Source organism: Janthinobacterium kochi (assembly GCF_051380715.1).
In the GTDB taxonomy this organism is placed as follows: domain Bacteria; phylum Pseudomonadota; class Gammaproteobacteria; order Burkholderiales; family Burkholderiaceae_D; genus Janthinobacterium.
Map to the genome: position 1 here is coordinate 127,181 of NZ_JBNYXO010000004.1, position 22,848 is coordinate 150,028.

At 64.6% G+C, this 22,848-nt stretch carries 16 protein-coding genes; 14 read left to right on the forward strand and 2 right to left on the reverse strand.

Annotation, left to right across the window (positions count from 1 at the left end; all coding sequences use genetic code 11):
- Nucleotides 1-128 precede the first annotated feature (128 nt).
- From ACQ4WL_RS10920 to ACQ4WL_RS10960, 9 genes are read left to right on the forward strand one after another with little or no spacing between them, the layout of a single operon-like run.
- Nucleotides 129-1,469, forward strand: a complete 1,341-nt coding sequence (locus tag ACQ4WL_RS10920; protein WP_436509746.1) for a hypothetical protein — start codon at nt 129-131, stop codon at nt 1,467-1,469.
- A gap of 14 nt (nt 1,470-1,483) precedes the next feature.
- Complete coding sequence (locus tag ACQ4WL_RS10925; protein ID WP_436509747.1) at nt 1,484-2,422, forward strand: hypothetical protein; 939 nt, start codon at nt 1,484-1,486, stop codon at nt 2,420-2,422.
- A complete protein-coding gene (locus tag ACQ4WL_RS10930; RefSeq protein WP_436509748.1) occupies nt 2,419-6,216 on the forward strand; it encodes a hypothetical protein in 3,798 nt (1,265 codons plus the stop codon). Before ACQ4WL_RS10925 ends, ACQ4WL_RS10930 begins: the two co-directional genes overlap by 4 nt.
- Nucleotides 6,217-6,249: 33 nt before the next feature.
- The gene (locus tag ACQ4WL_RS10935) at nt 6,250-7,602 is read left to right on the forward strand and encodes a hypothetical protein (protein WP_436509749.1); all 1,353 of its coding nucleotides are present in this window, start codon (nt 6,250-6,252) and stop codon (nt 7,600-7,602) included.
- Between the two features lie 30 nt (nt 7,603-7,632).
- Entirely contained in the window at nt 7,633-7,905 is a 273-nt protein-coding gene (locus tag ACQ4WL_RS10940; protein WP_436509750.1) for a phosphopantetheine-binding protein, read from the forward strand.
- Nucleotides 7,898-9,127: a beta-ketoacyl-[acyl-carrier-protein] synthase family protein gene (locus tag ACQ4WL_RS10945; protein WP_436509751.1), complete on the forward strand. Its 1,230-nt coding sequence runs from the start codon at nt 7,898-7,900 to the stop codon at nt 9,125-9,127. The genes ACQ4WL_RS10940 and ACQ4WL_RS10945 overlap by 8 nt, the downstream gene beginning before the upstream one ends.
- On the forward strand, nt 9,124-10,383 hold the full coding sequence (locus ACQ4WL_RS10950; RefSeq protein WP_436509752.1) for a beta-ketoacyl-[acyl-carrier-protein] synthase family protein: 1,260 nt from the start codon (nt 9,124-9,126) through the stop codon (nt 10,381-10,383). The genes ACQ4WL_RS10945 and ACQ4WL_RS10950 overlap by 4 nt, the downstream gene beginning before the upstream one ends.
- Nucleotides 10,380-11,129, forward strand: coding sequence for an aspartyl/asparaginyl beta-hydroxylase domain-containing protein (locus ACQ4WL_RS10955; RefSeq protein WP_436509753.1), 750 nt, complete (start codon nt 10,380-10,382; stop codon nt 11,127-11,129). Before ACQ4WL_RS10950 ends, ACQ4WL_RS10955 begins: the two co-directional genes overlap by 4 nt.
- Before the next feature lie 9 nt (nt 11,130-11,138).
- Nucleotides 11,139-11,876 (forward strand): SDR family NAD(P)-dependent oxidoreductase, encoded by a 738-nt coding sequence (locus tag ACQ4WL_RS10960; protein WP_436509754.1) that lies wholly within the window; start codon nt 11,139-11,141, stop codon nt 11,874-11,876.
- 228 nt (nt 11,877-12,104) lie between these two features.
- On the opposite strand, the gene ACQ4WL_RS10965 is transcribed toward ACQ4WL_RS10960, so the two are convergent.
- Both ACQ4WL_RS10965 and ACQ4WL_RS10970 read right to left on the reverse strand, forming a co-directional pair.
- Nucleotides 12,105-13,973 carry a phytase gene (locus ACQ4WL_RS10965; protein ID WP_436509755.1) on the reverse strand — a complete coding sequence of 623 codons (1,869 nt, stop codon included), beginning with the start codon at nt 13,971-13,973 and terminating at the stop codon, nt 12,105-12,107.
- A gap of 14 nt (nt 13,974-13,987) precedes the next feature.
- A complete protein-coding gene (locus ACQ4WL_RS10970; protein WP_436509756.1) occupies nt 13,988-16,525 on the reverse strand; it encodes a TonB-dependent receptor in 2,538 nt (845 codons plus the stop codon).
- Between the two features lie 307 nt (nt 16,526-16,832).
- Between ACQ4WL_RS10970 and ACQ4WL_RS10975 the strand changes: the two genes are divergently transcribed.
- The 5 genes from ACQ4WL_RS10975 (at nt 16,833) to ACQ4WL_RS10995 (ending at nt 22,848) form a co-directional block, all read left to right on the forward strand.
- Entirely contained in the window at nt 16,833-17,735 is a 903-nt protein-coding gene (locus tag ACQ4WL_RS10975) for a GGDEF domain-containing protein (RefSeq protein ID WP_436509757.1), read from the forward strand.
- Entirely contained in the window at nt 17,735-18,760 is a 1,026-nt protein-coding gene (locus ACQ4WL_RS10980; protein ID WP_436509758.1) for an AraC family transcriptional regulator, read from the forward strand. The genes ACQ4WL_RS10975 and ACQ4WL_RS10980 overlap by 1 nt, the downstream gene beginning before the upstream one ends.
- A gap of 262 nt (nt 18,761-19,022) precedes the next feature.
- Nucleotides 19,023-20,417 (forward strand): class I SAM-dependent methyltransferase, encoded by a 1,395-nt coding sequence (locus tag ACQ4WL_RS10985; RefSeq protein ID WP_436509759.1) that lies wholly within the window; start codon nt 19,023-19,025, stop codon nt 20,415-20,417.
- Complete coding sequence (locus ACQ4WL_RS10990) at nt 20,417-21,760, forward strand: sensor histidine kinase (protein ID WP_436509760.1); 1,344 nt, start codon at nt 20,417-20,419, stop codon at nt 21,758-21,760. Before ACQ4WL_RS10985 ends, ACQ4WL_RS10990 begins: the two co-directional genes overlap by 1 nt.
- Entirely contained in the window at nt 21,760-22,848 is a 1,089-nt protein-coding gene (locus ACQ4WL_RS10995) for a hybrid sensor histidine kinase/response regulator (protein ID WP_436509761.1), read from the forward strand. The genes ACQ4WL_RS10990 and ACQ4WL_RS10995 overlap by 1 nt, the downstream gene beginning before the upstream one ends.

Below are 22,848 nucleotides of genomic sequence, written 5' to 3' on the forward strand. Positions count from 1 at the left end.
CCATCGCCGACGAGGACGTGCCGCTCGCAGCGGGACAGATCCGCTTCTATTGCGCCGCCGAACCCCCGCTCCAGGCCGGTTCCTACTGCTTGCAGGCGCAGCAGACGGTCGACGGGCTCAAGGCCGATGTGACAGGCAACAGTTTCGGCGTGCAAACCCCGTTCCTGGTGAGCGGGCCGCGCTTCCAGCTGCCGTCCCAGGACTTGCAACTGGTCTATCCGCCGGCCAATATGGTCGGCAACTACGAAGAATCCCTGCCACACGTGGTGCTGCGCACCCGCACCTTGCCGTGGGTCAGGTCGATCGACGGCAACACCAACAACGCGGGCGACAACGACGGCACCACGCCGCCCTGGATCGGCCTGCTGACGCTGTATCCGGACGAGCTCAAAGGCGCCACCCCGAAGGTGATCACGGTGGCGCAGCTGATCGACCCGGGCGACCCGTCCATCCTGGGGCCGAGCCTGATCGACGCGGGCACCCTCAGTGCCGGCGAACTGGCCTCGCAACTGCTGGCCATTGACCTCGATCTGGCCGCCTTCCTCGCGCTCGCGCCGTCGCTGGCCGAACTGCCGCTGCTGGCCCACGTGCGCGAAGTCAACACCGACCAGAAAGAGGTGCTGGGCATGGTCGAGGACGGCTGGTTCTCGGTCGCGGTCGGCAACCGCCTGCCCAAGAGCGGCTGCGACAACAGCTGTTTCCTGGTCTCGCTCGAAGGCCAGCAAGACCATCTGCACGGCGGCCCGGCCATCGCGGCCCAATACACGACGATCCGCCTGGTTTGCCTGGCGACCTGGAAGTTCACCGCCGCCGGCGCGCGCGGCAGCTTTCTCGACTACATGCAGAACCTGTGCGGGCAGGGCGGGGTCGACCTGATGCAGCCGACCCACAGACCGTTCCCCGCCGTCTTGAGCGGGGCCGAGAAAACGGCCAGGGAGGCACTCCAGATCGGCTACATTCCGCTGCAAAACGTGACCCGCAGCGGAGAAGTGACGACCTCCTGGTACCGCGGCCCGCTGACGCCGGTGCCCACCACGGTCGACCCGCTGGGGCCGTATTTCTTCAGCGACCGCGCGATCCGCTACGACCCGGCCAACGGCTTGTTCAACATGTCTTACGCCAGCGCCTGGCAAATAGGCCAGTTGCTCGGCTTGTCAGACGCGGCCTTCGCCGGTTCGCTGTTCCAGTGGCGCATCAACAGCTACCAGGCGAACCTGTCCGCCGTCGCCTCGGACCACCTGCACGGCCTGGCCGACCAGCTCCAGCAGCCGCGCACCGGCGTCACGCCGGTGCTGCTGAAGGTACTCTCCAAGGTGGCCGGGCAGGCCGCCTCCATCGCTCCGCTCAAGGCGCACGACCGGCGCGACGAGGACAAGTTGCCCGGTGTGGTGCCGCACTGGGAGGAGCGCATCGCCGCCGGCGAGGACGCGTTGCACCTGTTGCACCAGCACGTGCGCAAGCCAAACTAAACGAGGAAGTTCACATGACCACAAGCAGCCATAGCGGCGCGAGCGAGTTGCTCAAGGTGTACAAGCAGGCGCTGGCCAGGACCGATGGGAACAAGGGAAATGGCCTGCTCGACATTCCCGACGACATTGTCGCCTGGCTGGCCGAGCTGTGTCTGCTGTACGGCGTGCCGTTCGAATACCTGGTACCGGACGCGGCCATGCTGCCGCCTGAATCGATCCGCTTCTTTTACCTGGACCAGAACTGGACCGATTGCGCCGTCAACGGCGCCGTCAATATCGCGCTCGGCTCGTCGCAGGATTACGTGCAAGTGCTGAGCACCTTCGAGCGCCTGGCCCAGCAGACCGCGCTCGCCGTCGGCAACGTGCGCCCCAAGCTGCGCCGCAAGCCGCTCGCGGCCACGGCGCAGGTGGGCGGCACGGTGACCGGCGTGCTGCTGCGCTCGGCCGCTGTCAAGGGCTGGCCGGGTATGGAGGTGAACGCCTTCTTCGACGTCCTGGGCACTGCGCCGATTCCCCTGCTGCGCCTGGACCGTCTGTCCGACAACGTGCTACTGGCCCTGTTCAACGGCGTGCCGCAGCTGGTGAACTTCTCGGAACCGCCGGAAGGCTTGCATTTCGGCGTCATCGGCGTGCCGGCCGAGCCGGGGGCATATCAGATCGCTCTGCGCGGCTTGGGTGGCGCCTTCCCGACCGGCAAGCAGATCAACGATAGCCACGGCAATGCCTGCACCTCGTCGATCTCGTTTCGCGACGACGACCGCGCCAGCGGCGTGCTCGACATCGTCAAATGCAAGGACACCATGGTGGGCACGCTGGTCGGCCTCGGCGCCTGGCAAGCCGGCGCTGCATTGACTTCGTCGCAATTCGCGGTCGAGATGGTCAAGGGGGCGGGCTTGCAGCAATTCGAACCCGCGACTGGAAAAATGTGCAACGGAAATCTGGTGAACGCATGAGCACGCCTATCGTCAATCCAATCTGGGCCGGGCCGGTCCTGCTGACCCCGATCTACCTCGACGCCCTGATGGTGGGCACCAGAAACCAGACCGGCGACTGGGCCGCCGTCGCGGTGCAGTACGACCAGCTCGGCCTGCGCCTCGGGCAGCCGCAGCCGAGTGCTTTCGAGATAGCGTCGATCCCCCCCGCGCCCGGCATCCACCTGATCTGGACCGTGCCCAGCGCGCTGCGCCACGGCCAGGTGGACGCGCTCGGCGGCGTCACCTTCCCCTCGCTGCCGAACCGCTGGATCGTCACACGCAGCTTCATCGCCCAGCCCGGCGACGTGCCGCAACTGACGGCCTGGGTGCTCGAGAGCGATTACCTCGGCCCTGCGCCCGAAGGCACCCACGTGTTTCCCGACCCCAGCGGCGGCAGCACCTTGTACTACATCGGCCGGCGCTTTGACCTGAGCGCCTGGGACGGCACCACCTCGACCTATGACAAGGCCTTCCTGCAGGCGATGGGCCCGGGCGACCCGACCTATGTCGCGGTGTACGACAACATGACCAACGTGCTCGCCTTCCACGACGACATGGCGGGCGCGGCCGATGGCGTGTACAGCTACAGCAGCTGCGGCTGGTACGCCACGCCGGACGACGATCTGCTCTACGGCAAGACGGTCGACATGCCGGCCGGCTTTACCACCGAAGAGCAGTGGAGAGCCATCATGGACACCATGCAGTGGAGCGTCGGTAACGACGCCGACCTGGCCGCCGCCGAGCAGGACTGGCAGGACTGGCTGGCGGCCAACCCGGTCAGCGGCGGCCCGCCCCTGACCACCGCCCAGGGCCAGTGGCCGGCGCAGAACATGTGCCACGGCTTTGTGTATGGCCTGCAATGGAAGGGGAGCGACCAGTTCTACCCGATCAACCCGATTCTGGACGGCACCAATCCGCCCACGGTGGCGATCGGCGCCAACGCCGAGGAGGCGCTGTCTGCCTGGCTGGCCAACGAAATCGGCAGCGTCGAGGCCGAGGGATTGCTGCTCGCGTTCCAGCAGGACATGGTGTACGACTACGTCGACAATCGCAGCGTGTTCCTGGTCCAGTCGCAGGCGGCGCGTTTCGCCACCCAGGGCGGGGGCAAGCAATGGGTCGTTTTCCAGGACGGGCAAACCTCGTCGCCGACGCAGATCCCATCGGGCGCCTATTCGGTGCCGCTCGATACGGCCGCAACTGCGGCCTTGACCAAGCTCAACAGCGACCAGTACCGGCTCGACAGCGCCACCACCTTGCTGGCCAGCTTGAAGTGGCAGTTGTACGCGGCCTACTGGAAACTGGAAAACTATCCGCGCACCAACCCCGGTTACGGCGCCAAGGCGCAGGCGCAGATCGATGCCCTGACGCCGCAGATCGGCGCGCTGCAAGACCAGATCGCCGCGCTCACGCTCACCCTGGAGCAGGACAAGACGGCGCTGCAGACGTTGGTCGCGCCGCTGAACCTGACGATGAACACGATCAACCAGGCGCGCTTCAACTACCGCCAGGACCCGGTGATTGTGCTCGCTGGCGCCAGCCAGGACACCAAATTCGGCGCGCCGAGCGACGGCGCCGACGACGGTCAGTTGTTCACCCGCTTCACCGGCCAGACCATCTACGCGATCGACGTCGTCTACGCCTCGGTGCCGCTCGACGTGACGCTGGCGGTGGGCGATTTCCCGGCCATCGTGTGGCCGGCCGGCGTCATGATCCCGAAGGAAATGCAGGACTATTGGTTCGAGACCTTCCTGCTCGACACCAACAACGCCCAATTGATCGCCGCGCGCGCGTTCCAAAAGGCGGACATTGTCCCGAGCGCGACCCAGCTGGCCGACCTGAGCGCGCAAATCGCGCGCCAGCAAACGCTGGCCTGGAACGGGCCGGCCGCCCAGGTGGTCGATGTGCGCACGATCGCCGAGACCGCCGGCCTGAAGGGCCTGCCGCCGGCCAAGCTGTCGGTTGCCGCCTGGACCCCGCCGTGGGCGCCGATCTACCTCGATTGGGAAATCGAATGGCATCCGAGCGCCGCCACCCCGCAAGCGATGCTGGCCGCCTGGCAGCTCGACGAACTCGATTTCGAATGGAGCGGCACCACGGTTACGGCCGCCGCCGCCACCTACACCGGGCGCAGCATCCTGAACGGGCAAAGCGCGGTCGGCCTGCAGGACAAGCTCAACGACTTCCTCAATAGCGATCCGAACATGGCCCTGCTGCCGCAATACCAGATCGACGAATTGCGCGACATGGCCAGCACCATCGGCCAATTCGACGTGCTGGCCCAATCGATGTCCGGCATCATCCAGCAACTGATCATGCAACAGCTGGAAATGAGCAAGCTCAGCTCCGTCCAAAAGACCGAGATCGCCGAACTGCTCACCGACGTGGCCAGCTACCTGCCGGATGCCGGTGCCGACCTGTTCTTTCCTATCCACGCCGGCCATTTCCGCATTCCGAAGCTGCAAGTGGTGGACGCCTACGGCCAGATCCTGCGCGGCTCGCAACTGAGCGACAACCTCGAGCCGATCCGCAGCGCCAGCCTGGTGACCTTGGGCGAGGGCAACACCAAATACATGCAACTGACCCCGCGCGTGACGCAGCCGCTGCGGCTGGACTTCCGCATGGTGAAGGCGGACGATGACAGCGTGCGCAGCAATTCGTCGGACCTCACCAGCGCCATCTGTGGCTGGGTGATCCCGAACCATATCAACCATAGCCTGGTTGTGTTCGACCCGGCCGGCAACAACCTGGGCGAGGTGCTGCTCATCGACTACGGCAACAACACGCTCGATGTCGGCTCCGGCTTGCGCTGGGACGCCGTCCCCGGCAGCAATTCGGTGCTGGGCAGCCCGCCCGACTTCGGCCCAGCCATGCGGCACCTGAACGGCTTCGTCGATGGCCTCCTGCTGCGCGGCTCGGAGGGATGTCCGGCCCTGCAGGAGTTGCTCGACGTGATAGATTCGAGCCTGTGGAAAGTCGACCCCCTGGGCCAGCCTATCCAGGGCAACCTGGCGATCCTGCTGGGCCGTCCCATCGCGATGGTGCGCGCCCTCGTCACGCTCGGCGTGAGCGGCTCGGACGCCAACGACCAGTCGTGGGCCGACACCGGCATGGACGTCACCGAGGACTTCACCTCGGTGGCGCTGCCGCTGCGCATCGGCGACATTGGCTTGAGCAACAACGGCGTGATGGGTTATTTCCTCGACGATGACTTCAGCTGCTTCTATCCCTTCTACGGCTACGACGACCGGCTCGCCATCCCGCGTCGGGTGATGGCCGACCGCAGCCTGGCGCCGCGCGACAAACTCGCGCGCATGGCCAGCGACCTGGCCGCCAGCGGTGCGCCCGGCGCGGCCAACCCGAACTCCTATCTGGTGGCCGACCCCGGCTTCACTACCGTGGCCGACGGCGTGACCACCCACAGCGTGACGATGCTGGTCGACCCGCGCGGCTGGATGCCGGCCGTTTCCGGCTACCTGCCGGTGCAATGGCTGTCGTTGCCGGCCGGGCCGGTTAACAGTGCGCTCAACAACATGTTCACGACCTTCCGCACCGGCCCGGTATTGCTCGAGACGCCGCAGATCCAGTTGCCGCTGCCGGCCAGCGTGAAAGGCGAATGGACTTGGGTCGAGCGCTCCGGCGTGACCACCTGGAGCGAGAGCGACGCGCTCACCAGCGCCGCCGCCGCCGCCGTGGCGGCGCTGCCGGCCACGCGGCCGATCCTGAGCGAAGGCTGGCTCAAGCTGAGCGGCGCTCAGGGCAGCGAACAGGCTTGATTTTTTCACTTACCCCGCTAGAAGAAAGATGCGATGAGCGCGACAGTCCTCACTTATGTTTTCTCCCCGGCCGCGGCCGTCGCCAACAGCCGCGTCAATTTCACACTCGTGGCCAGCAACGGCGGCGCCACACCCTTGCAGCTGACACCGAACGATGAAATCTACATCTGCCTGCCGGTGGGCACCGGCGCCACCGACTTGACGGCGGACTTGAGCACGGTCAACACCGGGGCGCCTGCCAACTGGCGCTGCAGCAAGAACGCCTCGGCCGCCCCGTACAATTTCCTGATTTCGCCGAGCCAGAACGTCACGCTCGCCGCGGGCGCCTTCCTGGCCTTCGAATTCAATGCGGTGGTCATCAATCTGGAGCAGGGCAACGTGTCCGTGCTGCTCGATGAGTTCATCGGCGCCGGCGAGGCCAAGATCAGCTTTCCGGTATCAAAAAGCGTGGCCGTGCTCAGCATCGTGGCACAGGCGGTCCCGCAGATCGTCGGTCTGGGCCAGAGCACGACCCTGAAATGGACGGCGGCCAAGGCCGCCTACGTGACGATTTCGCCGCTGCCGAACCAATACAAGACCATCGACCAACTGGTCAGAATTCCGTCGAACGACGTGGCCCCGGGCGCGGTGCAGGTCGCCTACACTTTCTACGCGTGGACGCCGTCGCAGGAGTTCGCGCGCGACATCGTGGTGGTGACGATCAGCGTGCCGGTGGTGGACAGTTTCGCACCCCAGAACAGCCCGGCCATCAACTATTACGACACCGTCACCTTGAGCTGGAATGTCGACTACGCCCAAACGGTGCAACTGACTACGAACAAGGGCGTGGTGCAGGTGGCCAGCTCCGGCAGCATGGCCGTGCAGCCCTACACCATGTTGCAAGGCAATTCGGCCATCTACACTTTGCGCGCGACCGGGCTTGGCCAGCCGGTGCTGGCGCAGATCGACATCCCGTTCAATCCGGTGACGGTCGATTACTTCCGCTATCCGGCCTTCGGCGTGACCAACGCCTACCAGGCCGGCGTGACCAACGGCATTTCGCAGGTCGACCAGTTTCCCGGTTATTTCCGACTCACGGCGAGCGGCCCGTACGGGCCGGTGATTCAATTCCTGGGCGACTACCCTTCGCTGCAGGTGCAGGTGTTCCTCGCCAGCGCCTACAGCGTGGCCGCCGGCACTGCGGTGACTTTGCAATGGCAAACCAGGCTGGCGCTGGCGGCCACCCTTGGCGTGAACGGCGTGAGCCGCGCCATCGCCAGCGACCAGGTGGCCAAGGGCAGCGTCGTCGTCAACCCGGCCGTCACGACCGATTATGTGCTCAGCGTCAGCGACGTCAACGGCAACGTCGTGACCAGTTCCCTCAGTGTCGTAGTGAACCCGTCGTAATTATTCAACCCTGCCAAATGGAGCAATGCTATGCGAGAATCTGAACGTGTCATTTACGAAGCCATCCGCAAGGTCAAGCCCTCGCTGATCGAAACCGAGCTCACCCCCGCGACCCGCTTCGACAAGTTCGACATTGCGTCGCTGGAAATGGCGATGATCGTGTTCGAGATCAACGACGCCTTCGACATTGAGATCGAACTCTACACCTTGATGACGCTGGACACCATCGAGGACGCCTGCGTCCACGTCGACCAGGAGCGCCGCAAGGGCGGTGCGGTCGGGACGGCGGTCGCCGATGCATGAGCTGAGCGACGAGCAAAGGGTGGTCATCACCGGCATGGGGTGCGTGTCGGCGATCGGGATCGGGGTGGCGCCGTTCTGGGACGCGCTGATCCACGCGAAATCGGCGATCCGGCCCGTCACCCGGGCCCAGGTGGGCCATACGATCACGGCGCCGGCCGCCGTAGTCGAAGGCTTCCAGTTGCAGCAGCACATACGCACCAGCCAGCAAGCGTTGCTCGACCCGTTCTCGCAGTACGCGCTGGTGGCGGCCCAGGAGGCGATCGCCGACGCTGGCTGGAACCGCAGCCAGGTCCCGGGCGACCAGGTGGCCGTGATCCTGGGCACCACCAGCGGCGGCGAGGCCTCGCGCGAGGCGGAGGCGATCCGCCTGTTCCACCTCGGCAAAAAGAGCTGCAATCCGGCGCTGGTGGTGCGCACCAACCATCAGGCGTCGGTCAGCTGCATCTCGATGGAATTCGGCTTCACCGGGCCGGCCTTCGTGGTCCATAGCGGCTGCGCCTCGGGCACGCATGCGATCGCGCAGGCCTTCCTGATGCTGCGCCACGGCTACGCCGGCTACGCCATCAGCGGCGGCAGCGAGGCCAGCGTCATCTATTCGACCCTGCTCGCCTTCCAGGCCATGGGCGTGCTGGCCACCGACACTTGCCGCCCGTTTTCGACCGGGCGCAGCGGTCTGGCGCTGGGCGAGGGCGCCGGCGTGGTGGCGCTCGAAACGCTGGCCTCGGCGCGCGCGCGCGGCGCCGTCGTGTACGCCGAACTGGCTGGGGTCGGCATCACTTCGGACGCGGGCGACCCAGTCAACCCGGTCGCGCAGGGCTCGGCTGCGGCCATGAACAAGGCGATGCGCTCGGCAGGCCTGCGTCCCGACCAGATCGGCTACATCAACGCCCACGGCAGCGGCACCGAATCGAACGACCTGGTCGAAAGCGAGGCGATCCGCAGCGTGTTCGGCGCGCGCGATGCGGTAGCCGTGTCGTCGACCAAGGCGGTACACGGGCACGCGCTGGGCGCGACCGGCGGCTTCGAGTTGATCGCTGCCACCCTCGCGCTCAAGCACGGCCTGATCCCGCCGACCGCCAATTTCCTCGAACGCGATCCGCTGTGCGACATCGACATGGTGCCCAATGAAGTGCGCGAAAAGCGGATCGACGCCGCCTTGTCCAATTCCTTCGGCCTGGGCGGCATGAATTCGGTGCTGGCCATCAAGCGTTGCCCGTCATGACGCGCGCTCACCTGGCCACCCAACGGCGCGTGGTGGTCACAGGAATGGGCGTGGTCTCGGCCGCCGGCAACGACCTGGCCAGTTACTGGGACAATTTGCGCCGCGGGCGCAGCGGCGTGGCCGCGCTCAGCCGCGAGGGCGAGCAGTGGTGCGCGACGGCGCAGGAACCGGAACGCCTGATCGGCGCCCAGGTCAGCCTGCCCGTCGCGCGTGCAGTGGCGACCAATATATCGCCCGAAAGCATCGACGATTTCGCGCGCTTCGCCCTGCACGCGGCCGGGCAGGCGATGCGCCAGGCCGGCTTCGACTACCTGATGGCGAACAGGGAAGAGGTCGGCGTGGTGCTGGGCACGGCGATGGGCGGCGAGGATGCGCGCAACGTGGCCGGCTTCCGGGTGTATGTCAAGCGGCGTCCGCCGGCACCACAAACCCTGATTCGCGCCATGGCCAACGCCGGCGCGAGCACCGTCTCGATGGCTTTCGGCCTGCAAGGGCCGAGCCACTCGGTGGTGAGCGCCTGCGCCTCGGCCACGCACGCCATTGGACAGGCTTACCAGATGATCCGGGCCGGCCTGGCCGACGTGATGCTGGCCGGCGGCAGCGAACAGTTGCCGTCGTACAGCCTGTACAGCGCGTGGCGCCAGATGCGCGTGCTTTCGCCGGATGCCTGCCGGCCCTTCGGGGCCGACCGCAACGGCATGGTGCTGGGCGAGGGCGCCGGCGTGCTGGTGCTCGAGACGCTGGCCTCGGCGCGCGCGCGCGGCGCCACCATCCTCGGCGAAATCTGCGGTTTCGCGATGAACGCCTCGGCCGCAGACTGGACCCGCCCCGACAGCGCCAGCATGGCGCGCTGCATCGGACGGGCCCTCAAGAATGCCGGGCTCGACGTCGAGCAGGTCGGCTTCGTGATCGCGCACGGCACCGGCACCTTGCTCAACGACGCGGCCGAGACCGAGGCCATCCATGCGGTGTTCGGCCGCTACGGCGCCAGTGTGCCTGTATCGGGCGGCAAGGCGATCCACGGGCACGCTCTGGGCGCCACCGGTGCGCTTGAATGTATCAGCGCGCTGCTGGCGCTCGAGCACGGGGAGGTTGCGCCGATCGGCGCGCTGCACATTCCCGACCCCGCCTGCAGGCTCAACATCGTCCATGGGGCGGCCATCGGGCATGCCAAGCGCCATGCGCTGTGCAATTCGTTCGCCTTTGGCGGACTCAACGGCGTGCTGGCAGTCGGGCGCCACGACGAGGAACCATGATGCTGCTGAAAAAACTCTACTTCATCGCCAGGACGCGCCTGCTCAACTACAAGATCGTCAGCGTGTTCAACCCCTTCTTCAACCGGGTGATCGGGGGCGACAAGCGGCCGATGTACTTCGACATCGACCAGACCTATCCCGCCTTGCGCCTGTTCGAGCAGAACTATGATGCGATTCGGGCCGAGCTTGACGTCGTGTTGCCGCACCAGCACGAAATGCCGCGCTACCACGACATCGACATCGACCTGTTATATGCCTCGGGCCGCTACAACCGTGAAAAGCGCTGGAACGTGTTCATGCTGTTCTGCTACGGCGAGAAGCCGGAATTCAACCGCAAGCAGTGCCCGAGGACCTGCGAACTGCTCGACGCGATACCGTACCTGTGCCAGGGATTCTTCTCGATCCTGGACCCGGGCAAGTCGATCCCGCGCCACACCAGCCCCTCGCGCTATTACCTGCGCTACCACCTCGGCCTGAAAGTGCCAAAGCACAATCCGCCGTCGCTGCTGCTGCACGACACCAAGTACACCTGGAAGGAAGGCGAAGCAGTGCTGTTCGATGACAGCTGGGACCACGAAATCATCAACGACGCCAAGGAAGTGCGGGTCGTGCTGATCGTGGACGTGTTGCGGCCGATGCCGCAGCCGGCGCACATGCTGGGCCGCTTGATCATGTTGATGGCGCGCCGCGTCTACGCCATCGGTACGCACCGGCGTGCCAGCAACTACACCTGGAAAACCGATTAAGGAGTCCTCATGCGAAAACTTGGTGCAATCATCATCACCGGCGGCAGCCGCGGCCTGGGCCAGGCCTTTGTGCGCGACGCGCTGGCATGCGGCCACATCGTGGCCACCTGCAGCCGCAACGAGACGGCGTTCATCCGCGAACTGCGCGCGGCCGATCCGGACGAGAACCGCTTCTGCTGGCGCGCGCTCGACATCACCAACGGCGCCGAGACCAAGAAATTCGTCAAGGAGGTGGCACGCCGCTACGGCGCCATTTCGGGTTTGGTCAACAACGCCGGCTACAGCGACGGCCAGCTACTGACGATGATGAACGAGGAACTGCTGCAAAAGCTGTTGAGCACCAACCTCACGGCCTTGATCCGGATCACGCATTTCGTGGCGCCCTATTTGCTCAGGGAGGATGGCGGCAGCATCGTCAACATTGGCTCGATTTCCGGCAAGCGCGGCTTTTCCGGCATGTCGATCTACGGCGCGACCAAGAGCGCGCTCGACGGCTTCAGCCGCTGCCTTGCGCGCGAGCTGGGCGAACGCATGGTGCGCGTCAACGTGGTCGCGCCAGGCTTGATCGCCACCGAGATGGCAGACGCGACCTCGGAAGTGGAGAAGCAGAAGATCATCGGTCTCACGCCGATGGGCCGGTTCGGCACCGTCGCCGACGTGGTCGGCGTGGTGCGTTTCCTGCTGTCCGACGATTCGGCATTCATCACAGGACAAAGCATCACCGTCGACGGCGGCTTTACCTGCTAACGGTAGTTTGTTGAACCACGATTGAACGTACGGCTTGCGCAACTGGCGCACGCTAGATCGAGAAGGCCTGTTGACAGCGATTTTCGCCGACGAGTCGGCGGTGACCGCGAGCGAACTTGCCGGAGCGCGCACCCAGGGTTTCGCCGCCAGCGGATGGCTGGCGCGATGCCGCACAATGCCATGTCGCGCCAGCCGTGATGGCAAGCCCCCCCCCGCTCGTGGCCTTCCTTATTCCAATCCCAGCGCCTTCGCCACCTCCCCCCAGGCCACATACTTGAAGTTCTGCGGCCCATCGGGCAGGCGCTTGTAGCCGTCCTGGATTACCAGCATGCCTTGCGCATACGCGCCGCCCAGGTTGGCGGAGGTGACGTCGAGGCCATCCGTCTCCGAGGTGCCGTCTATGCCGGCCGGCAAGTTAAAGCCGACTGTGAAGCGGCCGCGCACCTTGTAGGGGGCTTGCGCGTCGAGCACCACGTAGCTGCTGTCGCCCTGGCTGGAGACGATCAGGTAGCCGGTGTTGGGTGCGCCACCCGGCTTGCGGTAGATGGCCATGCCTTCTACGTCGGCCGTCAGGTGCTGGCCGACCGGCAAGACCATGGTGAGGGCATCCGGTTTGGCGGCGTCGGCCGAGGTGGTCCAGATGCCGCGCGTTTCCTCGCCCAGGAAGAGGCGGGCGTTGGCGTCGTCGGCCACGCAGCCTTCCGGTTGGGTGGCGACCTTGAAGCTGCGCAAGAGGGTGGCGCTGAACTTGCCGCCGCTCAAGCCGCTCATTTCGATCTTGTACTGCTGGAAAGTGCCATCCTTGTCGTTGAGGAACGCTTCCACGCCGCCGCTGGCCGGTTGATACAGGCACATGCCATAGATGCTTTTCAGCCCGGTCGGAAAACGGCCCGCTTCCGCCACTTCTCCGCTGGCATTGATCGTGAACAACATCATGCTGTTGTCGTCGCGCTGGGTAGCCACGGCCAGGTCGACCTTGCTGCCGTCCAACTGGATGTTCTGGCGCACGTCGACGTTGTTCAGGCGGCCCACTTCCAGCAGCTGGGTCTGCTTTCCTCGCAGGTCATAGACCAATAAACCCTGTTTCTTGTTGGTGCCCAGGATGCGCGCATCGGCAGGGTTGCGGGATAGCCAGATGGCCGGATCGTCAGCCGCATCGCCCTGGCGCGCCATCGGCGCCGTCTGCGCCTGTGGGGCGATGATGGCCACCGCAGGCACCGCTTTCGCTTGGCCAGCCCATTTCAAGGGGCGCGCTTGCCAGCCATTTTTGCCGCGCAGCAGCATGGAGTCCTTGTCCAGTGCCAGCTGGCTGTCGCCTTTGCGTACGTTCAAGGCGACAGCTTGCGGCGGCAGGGCGGTCCATTTATTCGCCTGATAGGCGAACAGATGCAGCTTTTCCGCCTTGCCGTCGAGCACAGCCACGCCGCCCGGCAGCACGGCCAGCGCACCGGCGCCGCCGTCCAGCTGGCCATACGGTTTGCGCAGGGCCACCACTTCGCGCTTGCCCACGCCTTCGGACTCGGCGTCATACGCCCATACGCCCATGTTGGACTCGCTCACCAGCAGGCGCTGGGCGCCATCGTCGACGCGGCAATGTTTTGCGTGCGGCGGCAAGGCCAGTTTGCGTACCAGGCTGCGCTGTTCGCCCTGCATCACCCATTGTTCCGCCTGCCCATCCTTGCCGATCAAGAACAGATGATCGAGTTGCTGGGCGTCGCGGTACAGACAGGACGCTTCCACGGAAAAAGTTGGGACGGGGAAGGGGGGCAGTTTGCGTAGTTTCCCCGCCTGCACATCGACCGTCACGGGCAGCGGGCGCTGCGTGTCCGCTTCCAGGAACACGGCCAGCACTTGATTACCGTCAAGGCGCGTGTCGAGCTGCTTGGCGCGTACGGCGATGCGGTCCTGCTCCTGGCCGGCCGCGTCGAACAAACGCAAGCCGTGCTTGTCCAACGTCAGCCAGCCGCCGCCGGGCAGGCGCGCCAGTTCTTCCGCTTCCTGCGCGAAGGAAGGAACAGCTTGGACAGGCGCGGCTTGCGCTTTAGCCGAGAGGCAAAAGGCAGCCAGCAAAGCACTGCAGAGTACGGTCTTTTTCATGGTATTTGACATCATCAGAAGGCGCTGGCTTTCAGGCTCACTTTGAAAGTGCGGCCGTATTGTTCGTTCTGCACGTTGTATTGCTTCGTGCCCTGGTAGACATAGTATTTCTCGTTGTTCAGGTTAGCCGCTTCAAACGTTACCTGGAACTGCTTGCTGATCTGGTAGGACAGCGAGAAATCGAGCTGCTTCTGGCTGTCGACGATGTGGTCCTGGCTTTGATCGAGGATATCGTTGCCCATTTCCAGCAGGTAGGGCGACTTGTAGTTGAGAGCCAGGCGGGCGCTCAACGGCCCAGTTTCATAGCCCAGCATCAAGTTCATCACCTGGTTCGACTGGCCCGGCAGGCGAATATCGCGGTGCATCTGCTGCTTGCTGGCCTTGTCGTAGCGGCCGATTTGCGCGCTCGAGGTGCTCAGGGTGCCATTCACGCCGACGAGGAACTTGTTGAATGGCGCCGGCAGCATGCGCAGCGGCTGCAGGTAAGCCAGTTCGATACCTTTCACCTTGGCCGCATCGCCGTTCGCATACGAGGTGGCCGAGGTGTAATTGGCCCACTGACCCGTGCCAGCCAGGTTGGTCGTGTACGTAAAATTGTTGATGTCCTTGTAGAAACCGTAGGCCGACATTACGCCGTCGTTGCCCAGCACTCTTTCGATGCCGAGGTCCAGGTTGTTCGCTTTCAAGGGTTTCAAGTCCGGGTTGCCGATCACGGCTTCCGTATTGCTGGCCAGGCTGATGCCGGGCGCCAGCTGGCTGAAGTTGGCGCGCACCACGGCTTGCGTCCAGGCAGCTCGCACGCTGGTCTTTTGATCGACGTCATAACGGGTTTGCAGGTTGGGCAGCCAGTTGGTGTACGAACGTTCGCGCGTCAAGGGCGTGGCCACCCCTGCGCTGTCCACTTGCGAGCCGGCCGCTTCAAAGCTGGTGCGTTCGGCGCGCACGCCGCCGAGGATGTGCCAGGCGTCGAAGTCATAGCTGTTTTGCACATACATGGCGTTGATGTCTTCATGCATGCGGTAATCGTTGATGATGGACTCGGTCGCCAGGCGCGCCTTGTCGCGGTTCAGTCCCGCCACGCGGGCGCGGATCAGGGCGGGATCCAGCGCCACGCCGATGTTGCCCAGGTCGTAGTCGAGATTATGGCCTTGCACGAAGTTGCTCATCGACGTGGAACCGGCGCCCCAGTAATTACCGCTGGTGGCCTTGCTGCTGTTATACGCCCATTGATCCGTGTCATTGGTTTTTTCGCGGCGGCTGATTTTGGCGCCGAATTTCAGGGTGGCGATGTCGAACTTGCGCGCCAGGTCGATGCGCGCGTGGTGCTCATTGTCCTTCGAGTAACGTTTTTGCAGGGTGATGGCGTTCAGCGCGTAATTGGCTGGAGCGTACAGCGAGGCGGGGCCGCTCAATGTCGGCTCCTGCGTATCCGTGAAACGGATGCCGGCGAAATTGCTGGTGCCGCGGAAACGGCCGTCGTTCAAGGACTCTGGCGTGTCTTCCGTGGCACGGCTCATGCCGCCTTTGACGTCCAGCGTCCAGTCGCCCGATTTCTGTTGCGTGCCCAGCACGAGCGAGCGCACTTGCTGCGTGTACTTGCGCTGGCGGATGCGGCGCTCGGCGCGCGCGCTGGCCGTGGCTCCTTCGGCCAGGCTGCCGCCCGCGATATTGCTGATGGTCAGGCGGTCGCGCACTTCATCGTCGGAAAATTCGCTGACGAACGAGCGCAAAAACCAGCTGTTGCCCGCTTCCGGGCGGTAATCGAGGTTGACGGCCAGCGCGCCGCGCTTGCGCACGGGCAGGTAGTCGCGCAATTCCAGGCTAGATAATTTACCCTTGCTCCAGGCGCCGCCCGTTTCCACGTCATCGGAACCGAACGAGCGCTTTTCCGCGCTCAGGCCGGCTGCCACGCCCAGCTTGCCATCGAGGAAGCGCTGGGCCCACAGGGCGCCGCCGCTGGGGCTGGTCTTGCCCGTCTTTTCATCATGGCTGGCGCCCACGTTGGCCGACAGCAGCTTGCCCGGCAAGTCGAAGGCGGACAGCGATTTGACTTCGATGGTGGCGCCCAGCGAGTTGGCGTCCATTTCCGGGAGCAAGGTCTTCGAGACTTCCAGCGTACGGATCAGGCCGGCAGGCAGGATGTCGAGCGCCACGGCGCGGCGGCCCGCTTCCGGCGACGGCACCAGCGCGCCGTTGATGGTGACGGCATTCAGGTCCGGGCCCAGGCCGCGCACGGTGATGTAGCGGCCTTCGCCCTGGTCGCGCTGCACGGACACGCCCGGCAAGCGGGCCAGCGCCTCGGCCGCATTTTTGTCCGGCAAGCCGCCGATGTCGTCGCTGCTGATGACGCTGATGATGTTGTCGGCTTTCTCTTGCGCGGCGATGGCGTTGCGCAGGCTGGCGCGCTGGCCGCTGACGACCACGGTGGCGGCCGTCTGGCCGTCCGCATCTTGCGCTTGCGCATGGCTTTGACCGCTGAAGATGGCCATGATCCCGAGGGACAGGGCTGTCAGGCGCAGCGGGGAGGGGAAGGAAGTGTGCATGGTTTTCATGAAGAGCTCGGTTAGGGAGGAGGGAACCGGGCGGATTCTAGGCAGCAAATATGACGGTTGCGTGACAGGCAAGGGCTTGTCACCCTGAAAACAACGGCATGCGAACGCTTTCCGGCCGGAAATGAACCGTGGTGAGCTGAAATGACCTGCCATCGCCGGGCGCATGGGGCGTGGCATGCCGTATTTGCACGATGGTCACTAGTAATGCTGAGCCGTTTGCACCTGCCGCACGGGCGCGCGGCATGTCATCGTGCCGTCATGGGCGGGCGCTATCGTGGCGACAGCACCACTTTTAAAGGTTTCCCACATGCTGCCGTTGCACCGTAACAGCCTGATTGCCGCCGCGCTGGCCTTGCCCCTGTTCTTGTTCCTGTACGCCACACTGGGGCACCTTAAACCGTTTGCCATCTGGAAGTGGATGGATATCGTCTGCGAAGGCGGCACGGCCGTCATGGCGGGCATCTGGTTCTTGTTTACCCTCAGCAGCCGTCCGCGCGGCCGGGTGACGAGTCTGATCGCCGGCGGCCTGTGCGCCATCATGCTGGGTTCCTGGGCCGATTGCCTCGATGAATTCTTTGCCGTCGATAAGAGTGCCGTGTGGGACAACTGGCTGGAAGCGCTGATTCCGTTTGGCATGCTGGTGCTGACGATCGGCATGTATTACTGGCGCCAGGAACAGTTCCGCCTGAACGAACACCTGCACAAGCGCGAACGCCTGTTCCGCGACCACCGCGCCTTCGACCGCATCACGCAGCTGGCCGACGCCAGCTATCTGCGCACGCAGATGCGCCTGGAACAGGAACGCCGGCCCGGCCTCGATTGCGCGCTGGTCTTGCTCGATATTGACAGCTTTCACCTGATCAACCGCGAATACGGCCACCGCGAAGGCGACCGCGTGCTGCAAGCCGTGGGCCACATGCTGCTGTTGAACTTGCGTAATGACGATTTGCTGTGCCGCTATGCGGGCGACCGCTTCGCCGTGCTGATGCCGGGCGTGTCGCGCGAGGAGGCGGCCGTGAAGGCGCGCCACCTGTGCGCCATGGTGGGGCAGATGCGCCACCATGCCAACGACAACCGCGAAATCCGTTTGAGCCTGCGGCATGCCTGCTCGCTTACCGATGGCGTGCCGGAAGTGGTGTTGGCCGAGCTGAGCCGTGCCGTGGAAACGCCGCGCTCCGCTGCCGGGATCAGTTCCGTCGCACCGGCCTGATGCTGCTGAACCAGCAAGGCGACCCCAGTATCGCGGCCCATCACCAGCCGGCGCTGGTGCTCGATTATGCGCGCAGCCGCGAGCTGGCCGTGGCGCCGCTGCTCAAGGGTACGGGCCTCGATGGCGGCGCGCTGCCATCTGCGGAAAGCCAGGTCAGCGCCGCGCAATACCTGCAATTGCTGGCCAACGTGGCGCGCGGCCTGGACAGTGCCGACACCAGCTTCATGCTGGGCCAGCAAATGCTGCCCGGCCATTACGGCGCCGCCAGCCATGCCTTGCTGCAGGCGCAGAATTTGCGCCAGGCCTTGACCATACTGTGTGACTTTCACACCTTGCTGTGTCCGCTGTTACAGCCCCGCTTGCGCGTGGCGGGTGACATGCAGGTGCTGTACTGGACGGACGCGTTCGGCGCGCCCAGCCAGCTGCCTTTTTTGGTGGAAATGCACATGACGGCGCTGGCCGCCATGTGCCGCTGGCTGGCCGGCGAAGCGCTGCCGTGGCGCTTCTGCTTCAACCGCGCGCGGCCCCGTCACGTCGAGCAGCATGAAGTGCACCTGGGGCAGGCGTTGCGTTTCGATTGCCAGGTCGACGCCATGCTCATCGATTCCAGTTGGCTCGACAAGCCCTGGCCGCGCGGCAATGCCACAGCGGTCGCGTTGGCCTTGCGGGCGGCCGCCCTGGCGCCCGTGCCGGCCGCCAGCCTGCTCGGTGCGCTGTACGACTATCTGCTGGCCAATATCCGCTGTGCGCCCACCCTGGAGCGCACGGCGCAGGAGTTTGGCGTCAGTCCCGCCACCTTGAAACGCCACCTGGCGCGCCATGGCACGCATTTCCAGGCCGAGCTGGACCAGGTGCGCGCGCACAAGGCCATCTACCTGTTTCAGGCGCATGGCTACGACAACGATGCCGTGGCCGCCTACCTCGGCTTTCATGATGCCACCAACTTCCGCCGCTCGTTCAAGCGCTGGACGGGGCAAACGCCGCAGCTATTGCGTCACGCTCTGGCCCTGTTCGTCGCTGGTTGACCGATGGCGTTGCGCGCCAGCGCCGCGGGTGGTCGTTCCATCGGGAACAATTGCCCGTTCTGCTACATCCATAGTACACTCGATAAGAGAGCGAACAGATGCGCTTTGAGGCGCTCCGGCATGGCGTCACGCGACGCCGCGCATCACCATTTCGATGGCGGGCCGGCGGCAGACGACCGGTGTGCCGTGCCTTAACCCAGCCTGGAAACTGGTGCACCCAGCGTAGTGCGCCGGAAACCGGGCAACTTGATAATGCTCAATCGTGTATTCACAATCGCAGATCGATCCAGTCGTCAGTTTCCGTAACACCCAGGGTGAGGCGGTGCGTGGCACGATTTTCAACTTGCAGCGCAATTCGCTGGTCATGGAAATCTACAATCCCTACTCGATTGTGCAGGTCAGCGAGGTGCTCAATGAGCTGACGGTGCGCATGGGGGCGAAGAACGCCTATGTGGGCAAGGCCGTCGTCATCAGCAGCGTCAACACGGGCCTGACCGCCATCGTTTCCGTGACCCTGATCGACGAGTGGCGCGAACTGAGCGACGTGGTGGTGGTCAAGGGCGCCGTGGCGAAAGAGTCCAGCGCCTTTGTCGCCGGCTGGGGCGAGCGCTTCCGCATCCGCCGCGACTACCAGATCGTCGTCAACGAAATGCGCGCCTTTTTGTCGGAAGTGGCGCGCTGGGTCGAGCAGGTCGACTTGTCGGACTCGCTACCGAAGGAAAACGGCCGCCTGCGCGCCGACATCTTCGACGAGCTGGCCTTGCCGCTGATGGAGCAAACCCAGCTGTACTTGCGCCAGCTCGAGGTGGAAGCCTCGCTCGTCGAGGAAGAACGGGCGCCGGCCCACCGCGCCTTCGCCCAGACGGCGCTGCACCCGCTGATCCTGCGCGCGCCGTTCGTCTTCCGCACGTTTACCAAGCCGCTCGGCTATGCGGGCGACTACCAGATGGTCAACCAGTTGCTGGACGACCCACGCCAGGGCCCGAGCACCTATTTTCAGATCGTCAATGCGGCATTTTTGCAGGCGGCCGTGGCGACGGCGCACCGCAACCGCATCGATATCCTGACGCAATTTCTGGCGCAAAAGGCGGCCACGGCGCGTGTTGCCGGGCGTGTCTTCAAGGTGCTCAACGTGGGTTGCGGCCCGGCCATCGAGGTGCAGCGTTTCCTCGAGACTTGCCCGGATGCGCAATGGCTGGCCTTCGAACTGGTCGACTTCAGCGGCGAGACGCTGGACTGGACACGCGCGCGCCTGACCTCCATCATGCAGCGCACGGGACGCGTGGTGGAGATCGATTATGTGCACGATTCCGTGCACAACCTGCTCAAGCGCCGCCACGGCTCTGGCGCCGCGGGCTTGCCCGGCAGTTTTGACGCCGTGTATTGCGCCGGCCTGTTCGATTATCTGTCCGACAAGGTGTGTGCGCGCCTGCTGCTGCACTTCGCCTCGCGCGTGGGGCCGGGCGGACGTTTGCTCGTCACCAATGTGCACGCCGACAATCCGGGCAAGTTCGGCATGGAGCATTTGCTGGAGTGGCATTTGATCTATCGCAATGAAGCGAGCTTGTCGGCCTTGCTGCCCGAACATGCGATGGCGCCGAAAATCTATGTCGACGCCACGGGCGTGAATGTGTTCGCGGAAGTGAGCATTCCTTGATGGATACTCCAGGCTTGCACGCCGGCTACACGGCTGTTTTGCGCGACTTCCGCCTGGAATTCAGTCGCGGCGGGGCCTACACGGGCATCGTGCTGATCCTGCTGGGCGTGGGCCTCGATTCGGCCCTGTATCCGGACAAGCAGTCGGCGTTTACCAGCGCGCGCATCCTCGTGTCGGTGCTGATCTTTTGCGTCGTGCTGGCCATGCGCACGCGCTGGGCGCAAGACCGCATCCAGGCACTGACGTTTGTGTGGTTGATCCTGCCGCAAATCATGATCGCCTGGATGATCGCCGTCACGGAAGGCGCCACCTCGATCTATTACGTGGGCATGACTTTGGCCATCTATTCGTCGGGCATCGTGCTGGCCTTCGGCCTGTGGCAAAACATGGTCTTTGGCGCCATCTCCTGCGTGCTGTACATAGCCGCGTGTGCCTGGCATGCGGACGGCTTCGACTTGCCGGGTACGTTTGTCGTCAACTGTCTGTTCCTCATCATGTCGGCCAGCATCAGCGCCGTGTTTACCTATTTCAACGAGCGCGCCCGCTTCATGCTGTTCCAGCTGAAGGCGGAAGTGGCGCAAAAGAACACGCAGCTGGAAGAAACCAACAAAAGCCTGGCCGATATCAAGGGGCAGATGCTGCAGCAAGAGAAAATGGCTGCTCTCGGCACCCTGGCCGCCGGCATGTTGCATGAAGTGAACAACCCCGTGAATTTCTGCATGATGGCCATCGAGGTGGCCATCGAAGACCCGGCCGCCAGGCAAAGCGCGCTGGTCAGCGAATGCCTGGCCGACGCCAAGCAGGGCATGCTGCGCGTACAGCACATCGTTTCCGACTTGAAGACCTTTGCCTACCGCAAGAGCGGCAACCAGCTGGAAACGGGGCACTTCCAGTTTCGCAGTGCGCTCGACGCGGCCATCCGCCTGGTGGGGCATGAAACGAAGAATGTCAGCATCAGCCACGACTTGCCGGTCGACACCCTGGTGCGCGGCGACGAGGCGGCCATCGTGGGCGTGCTGATCAACTTGCTGGGCAATGCCGTGCTGTCCATGCGCAAGGGCAATGCGCCGCCGTTCGCGATCCGCATCACGGCCCGCTGGGATGAAAATCGCCTGCGCATCAGCGTGCGCGACAATGGCCCCGGCATCGCCCCGGAAAACCTGGCACGCGTGTTCGAGCCGTTCTTCACCACGCGCGAAGTGGGGCAGGGCCTGGGCCTGGGCCTGAGCATCAGCTATGGCGTGATCGAGCGCCACGGTGGCACCCTCTCCGCCGAAAGCGAACTGGGCCAATGGGCCAGCATGAATTTCGACCTGCAGCGCTCCGACTGGGAGGGCCGTTAATGGACAACGATAGCCGCGCCAGCGTGCTGTATGTGGATGACGAAGCGCTGGCTTGCAAGTACTTCGAGCGCGGCGTCGGTGCGCGCTACCGCGTGCTGACGGCACAGAGCGTCGATGCGGCGCTCGCCTTGCTGGAAGACAATGGCGCCCAGATCGATGTGCTCGTTACCGACTACCGCATGCCGGACCGCCTGGGCAGCGAGCTGCTGCAAGAAGTGGCGCAGCACTATCCACACATCGTCTGCATGCTGGTGACAGCGTATGCGGACAAGGACGTGCTGCTGGAACTGATCAACGGCGGTTCGCTGTTCCGCCTGCTGGAAAAGCCGCTCGACTTGCCCGCCATGCAAACGGCGCTGCAACTGGCCGTGCAGACGGGACGCGAGCGCGCCGCGCGCCGTCAGGGGCTGGTGGCGATGGAAGAGTCGCTGGCCTTCCTCGCGCATGAATTGAATACGCCGCTGGCGGCCATCGCCAATTTTGCGCGCGGCATCGCGCGGCGCGCGCAGGCGGAAGCCGCACCGCAGGCCGAGATCGGCGAAGCGGCCACCTTGATGCACGATAATGCGCGCTATTGTTTGTCCGTGCTGGCCAGCTTTGTCGACACGGTGCGTCTGGCCAGTGCCGGGCCGGGCATGCAGGGCGGACGCAGCGCTGGCAGCGCGCGCCAGTTGCTGGCCGCCTTGCTTGATAGTTACCCCTTGAGCACGGCGCAGCGCGCCGCCATCACGGTCGAGCAGGGCGAGGATTTCGCCATTGCCGAGTCGCCCAACTGTGTCGCGCTGATTCTGTCGTCCGTGCTGGCGAATGCCTTGCGCTCTGCCGGTGAGCAAGCCCATCCTGCGATCGGCATCCGCATCGATGCCGGCCGCATCACGGTGCGTGACAATGGCGCCGGCATCGCCCCCGAGATTGTCGCGCAGCTGTTGATTGACCCCGTCAGTGCCAGCGGCGACGAAGGCAAGGGCTGGGGCATGGTGTTTTGCCACCGCATGATGCAGTCGTTCGGCGGCAACCTCGATATCGCCACCGAGTTTGGCAGTTCCACCACGGTAACCCTGAATTTTCCAGTACATATAAGGAACTAG

Coding starts and splice junctions, on each gene's coding strand:
- ACQ4WL_RS10925 (WP_436509747.1), top strand. CDS start 1,484: ATGACCACAAGCAGCCATAGCGGCGCGAGCGAGTTGCTCAAGGTGTAC.
- ACQ4WL_RS10930 (WP_436509748.1), top strand. CDS start 2,419: ATGAGCACGCCTATCGTCAATCCAATCTGGGCCGGGCCGGTCCTGCTG.
- ACQ4WL_RS10935 (WP_436509749.1), top strand. CDS start 6,250: ATGAGCGCGACAGTCCTCACTTATGTTTTCTCCCCGGCCGCGGCCGTC.
- ACQ4WL_RS10940 (WP_436509750.1), top strand. CDS start 7,633: ATGCGAGAATCTGAACGTGTCATTTACGAAGCCATCCGCAAGGTCAAG.
- ACQ4WL_RS10945 (WP_436509751.1), top strand. CDS start 7,898: ATGCATGAGCTGAGCGACGAGCAAAGGGTGGTCATCACCGGCATGGGG.
- ACQ4WL_RS10950 (WP_436509752.1), top strand. CDS start 9,124: ATGACGCGCGCTCACCTGGCCACCCAACGGCGCGTGGTGGTCACAGGA.
- ACQ4WL_RS10955 (WP_436509753.1), top strand. CDS start 10,380: ATGATGCTGCTGAAAAAACTCTACTTCATCGCCAGGACGCGCCTGCTC.
- ACQ4WL_RS10960 (WP_436509754.1), top strand. CDS start 11,139: ATGCGAAAACTTGGTGCAATCATCATCACCGGCGGCAGCCGCGGCCTG.
- ACQ4WL_RS10965 (WP_436509755.1), bottom strand. CDS start 13,973: ATGAAAAAGACCGTACTCTGCAGTGCTTTGCTGGCTGCCTTTTGCCTC.
- ACQ4WL_RS10970 (WP_436509756.1), bottom strand. CDS start 16,525: ATGAAAACCATGCACACTTCCTTCCCCTCCCCGCTGCGCCTGACAGCC.
- ACQ4WL_RS10975 (WP_436509757.1), top strand. CDS start 16,833: ATGCTGCCGTTGCACCGTAACAGCCTGATTGCCGCCGCGCTGGCCTTG.
- ACQ4WL_RS10980 (WP_436509758.1), top strand. CDS start 17,735: ATGCTGCTGAACCAGCAAGGCGACCCCAGTATCGCGGCCCATCACCAG.
- ACQ4WL_RS10990 (WP_436509760.1), top strand. CDS start 20,417: ATGGATACTCCAGGCTTGCACGCCGGCTACACGGCTGTTTTGCGCGAC.
- ACQ4WL_RS10995 (WP_436509761.1), top strand. CDS start 21,760: ATGGACAACGATAGCCGCGCCAGCGTGCTGTATGTGGATGACGAAGCG.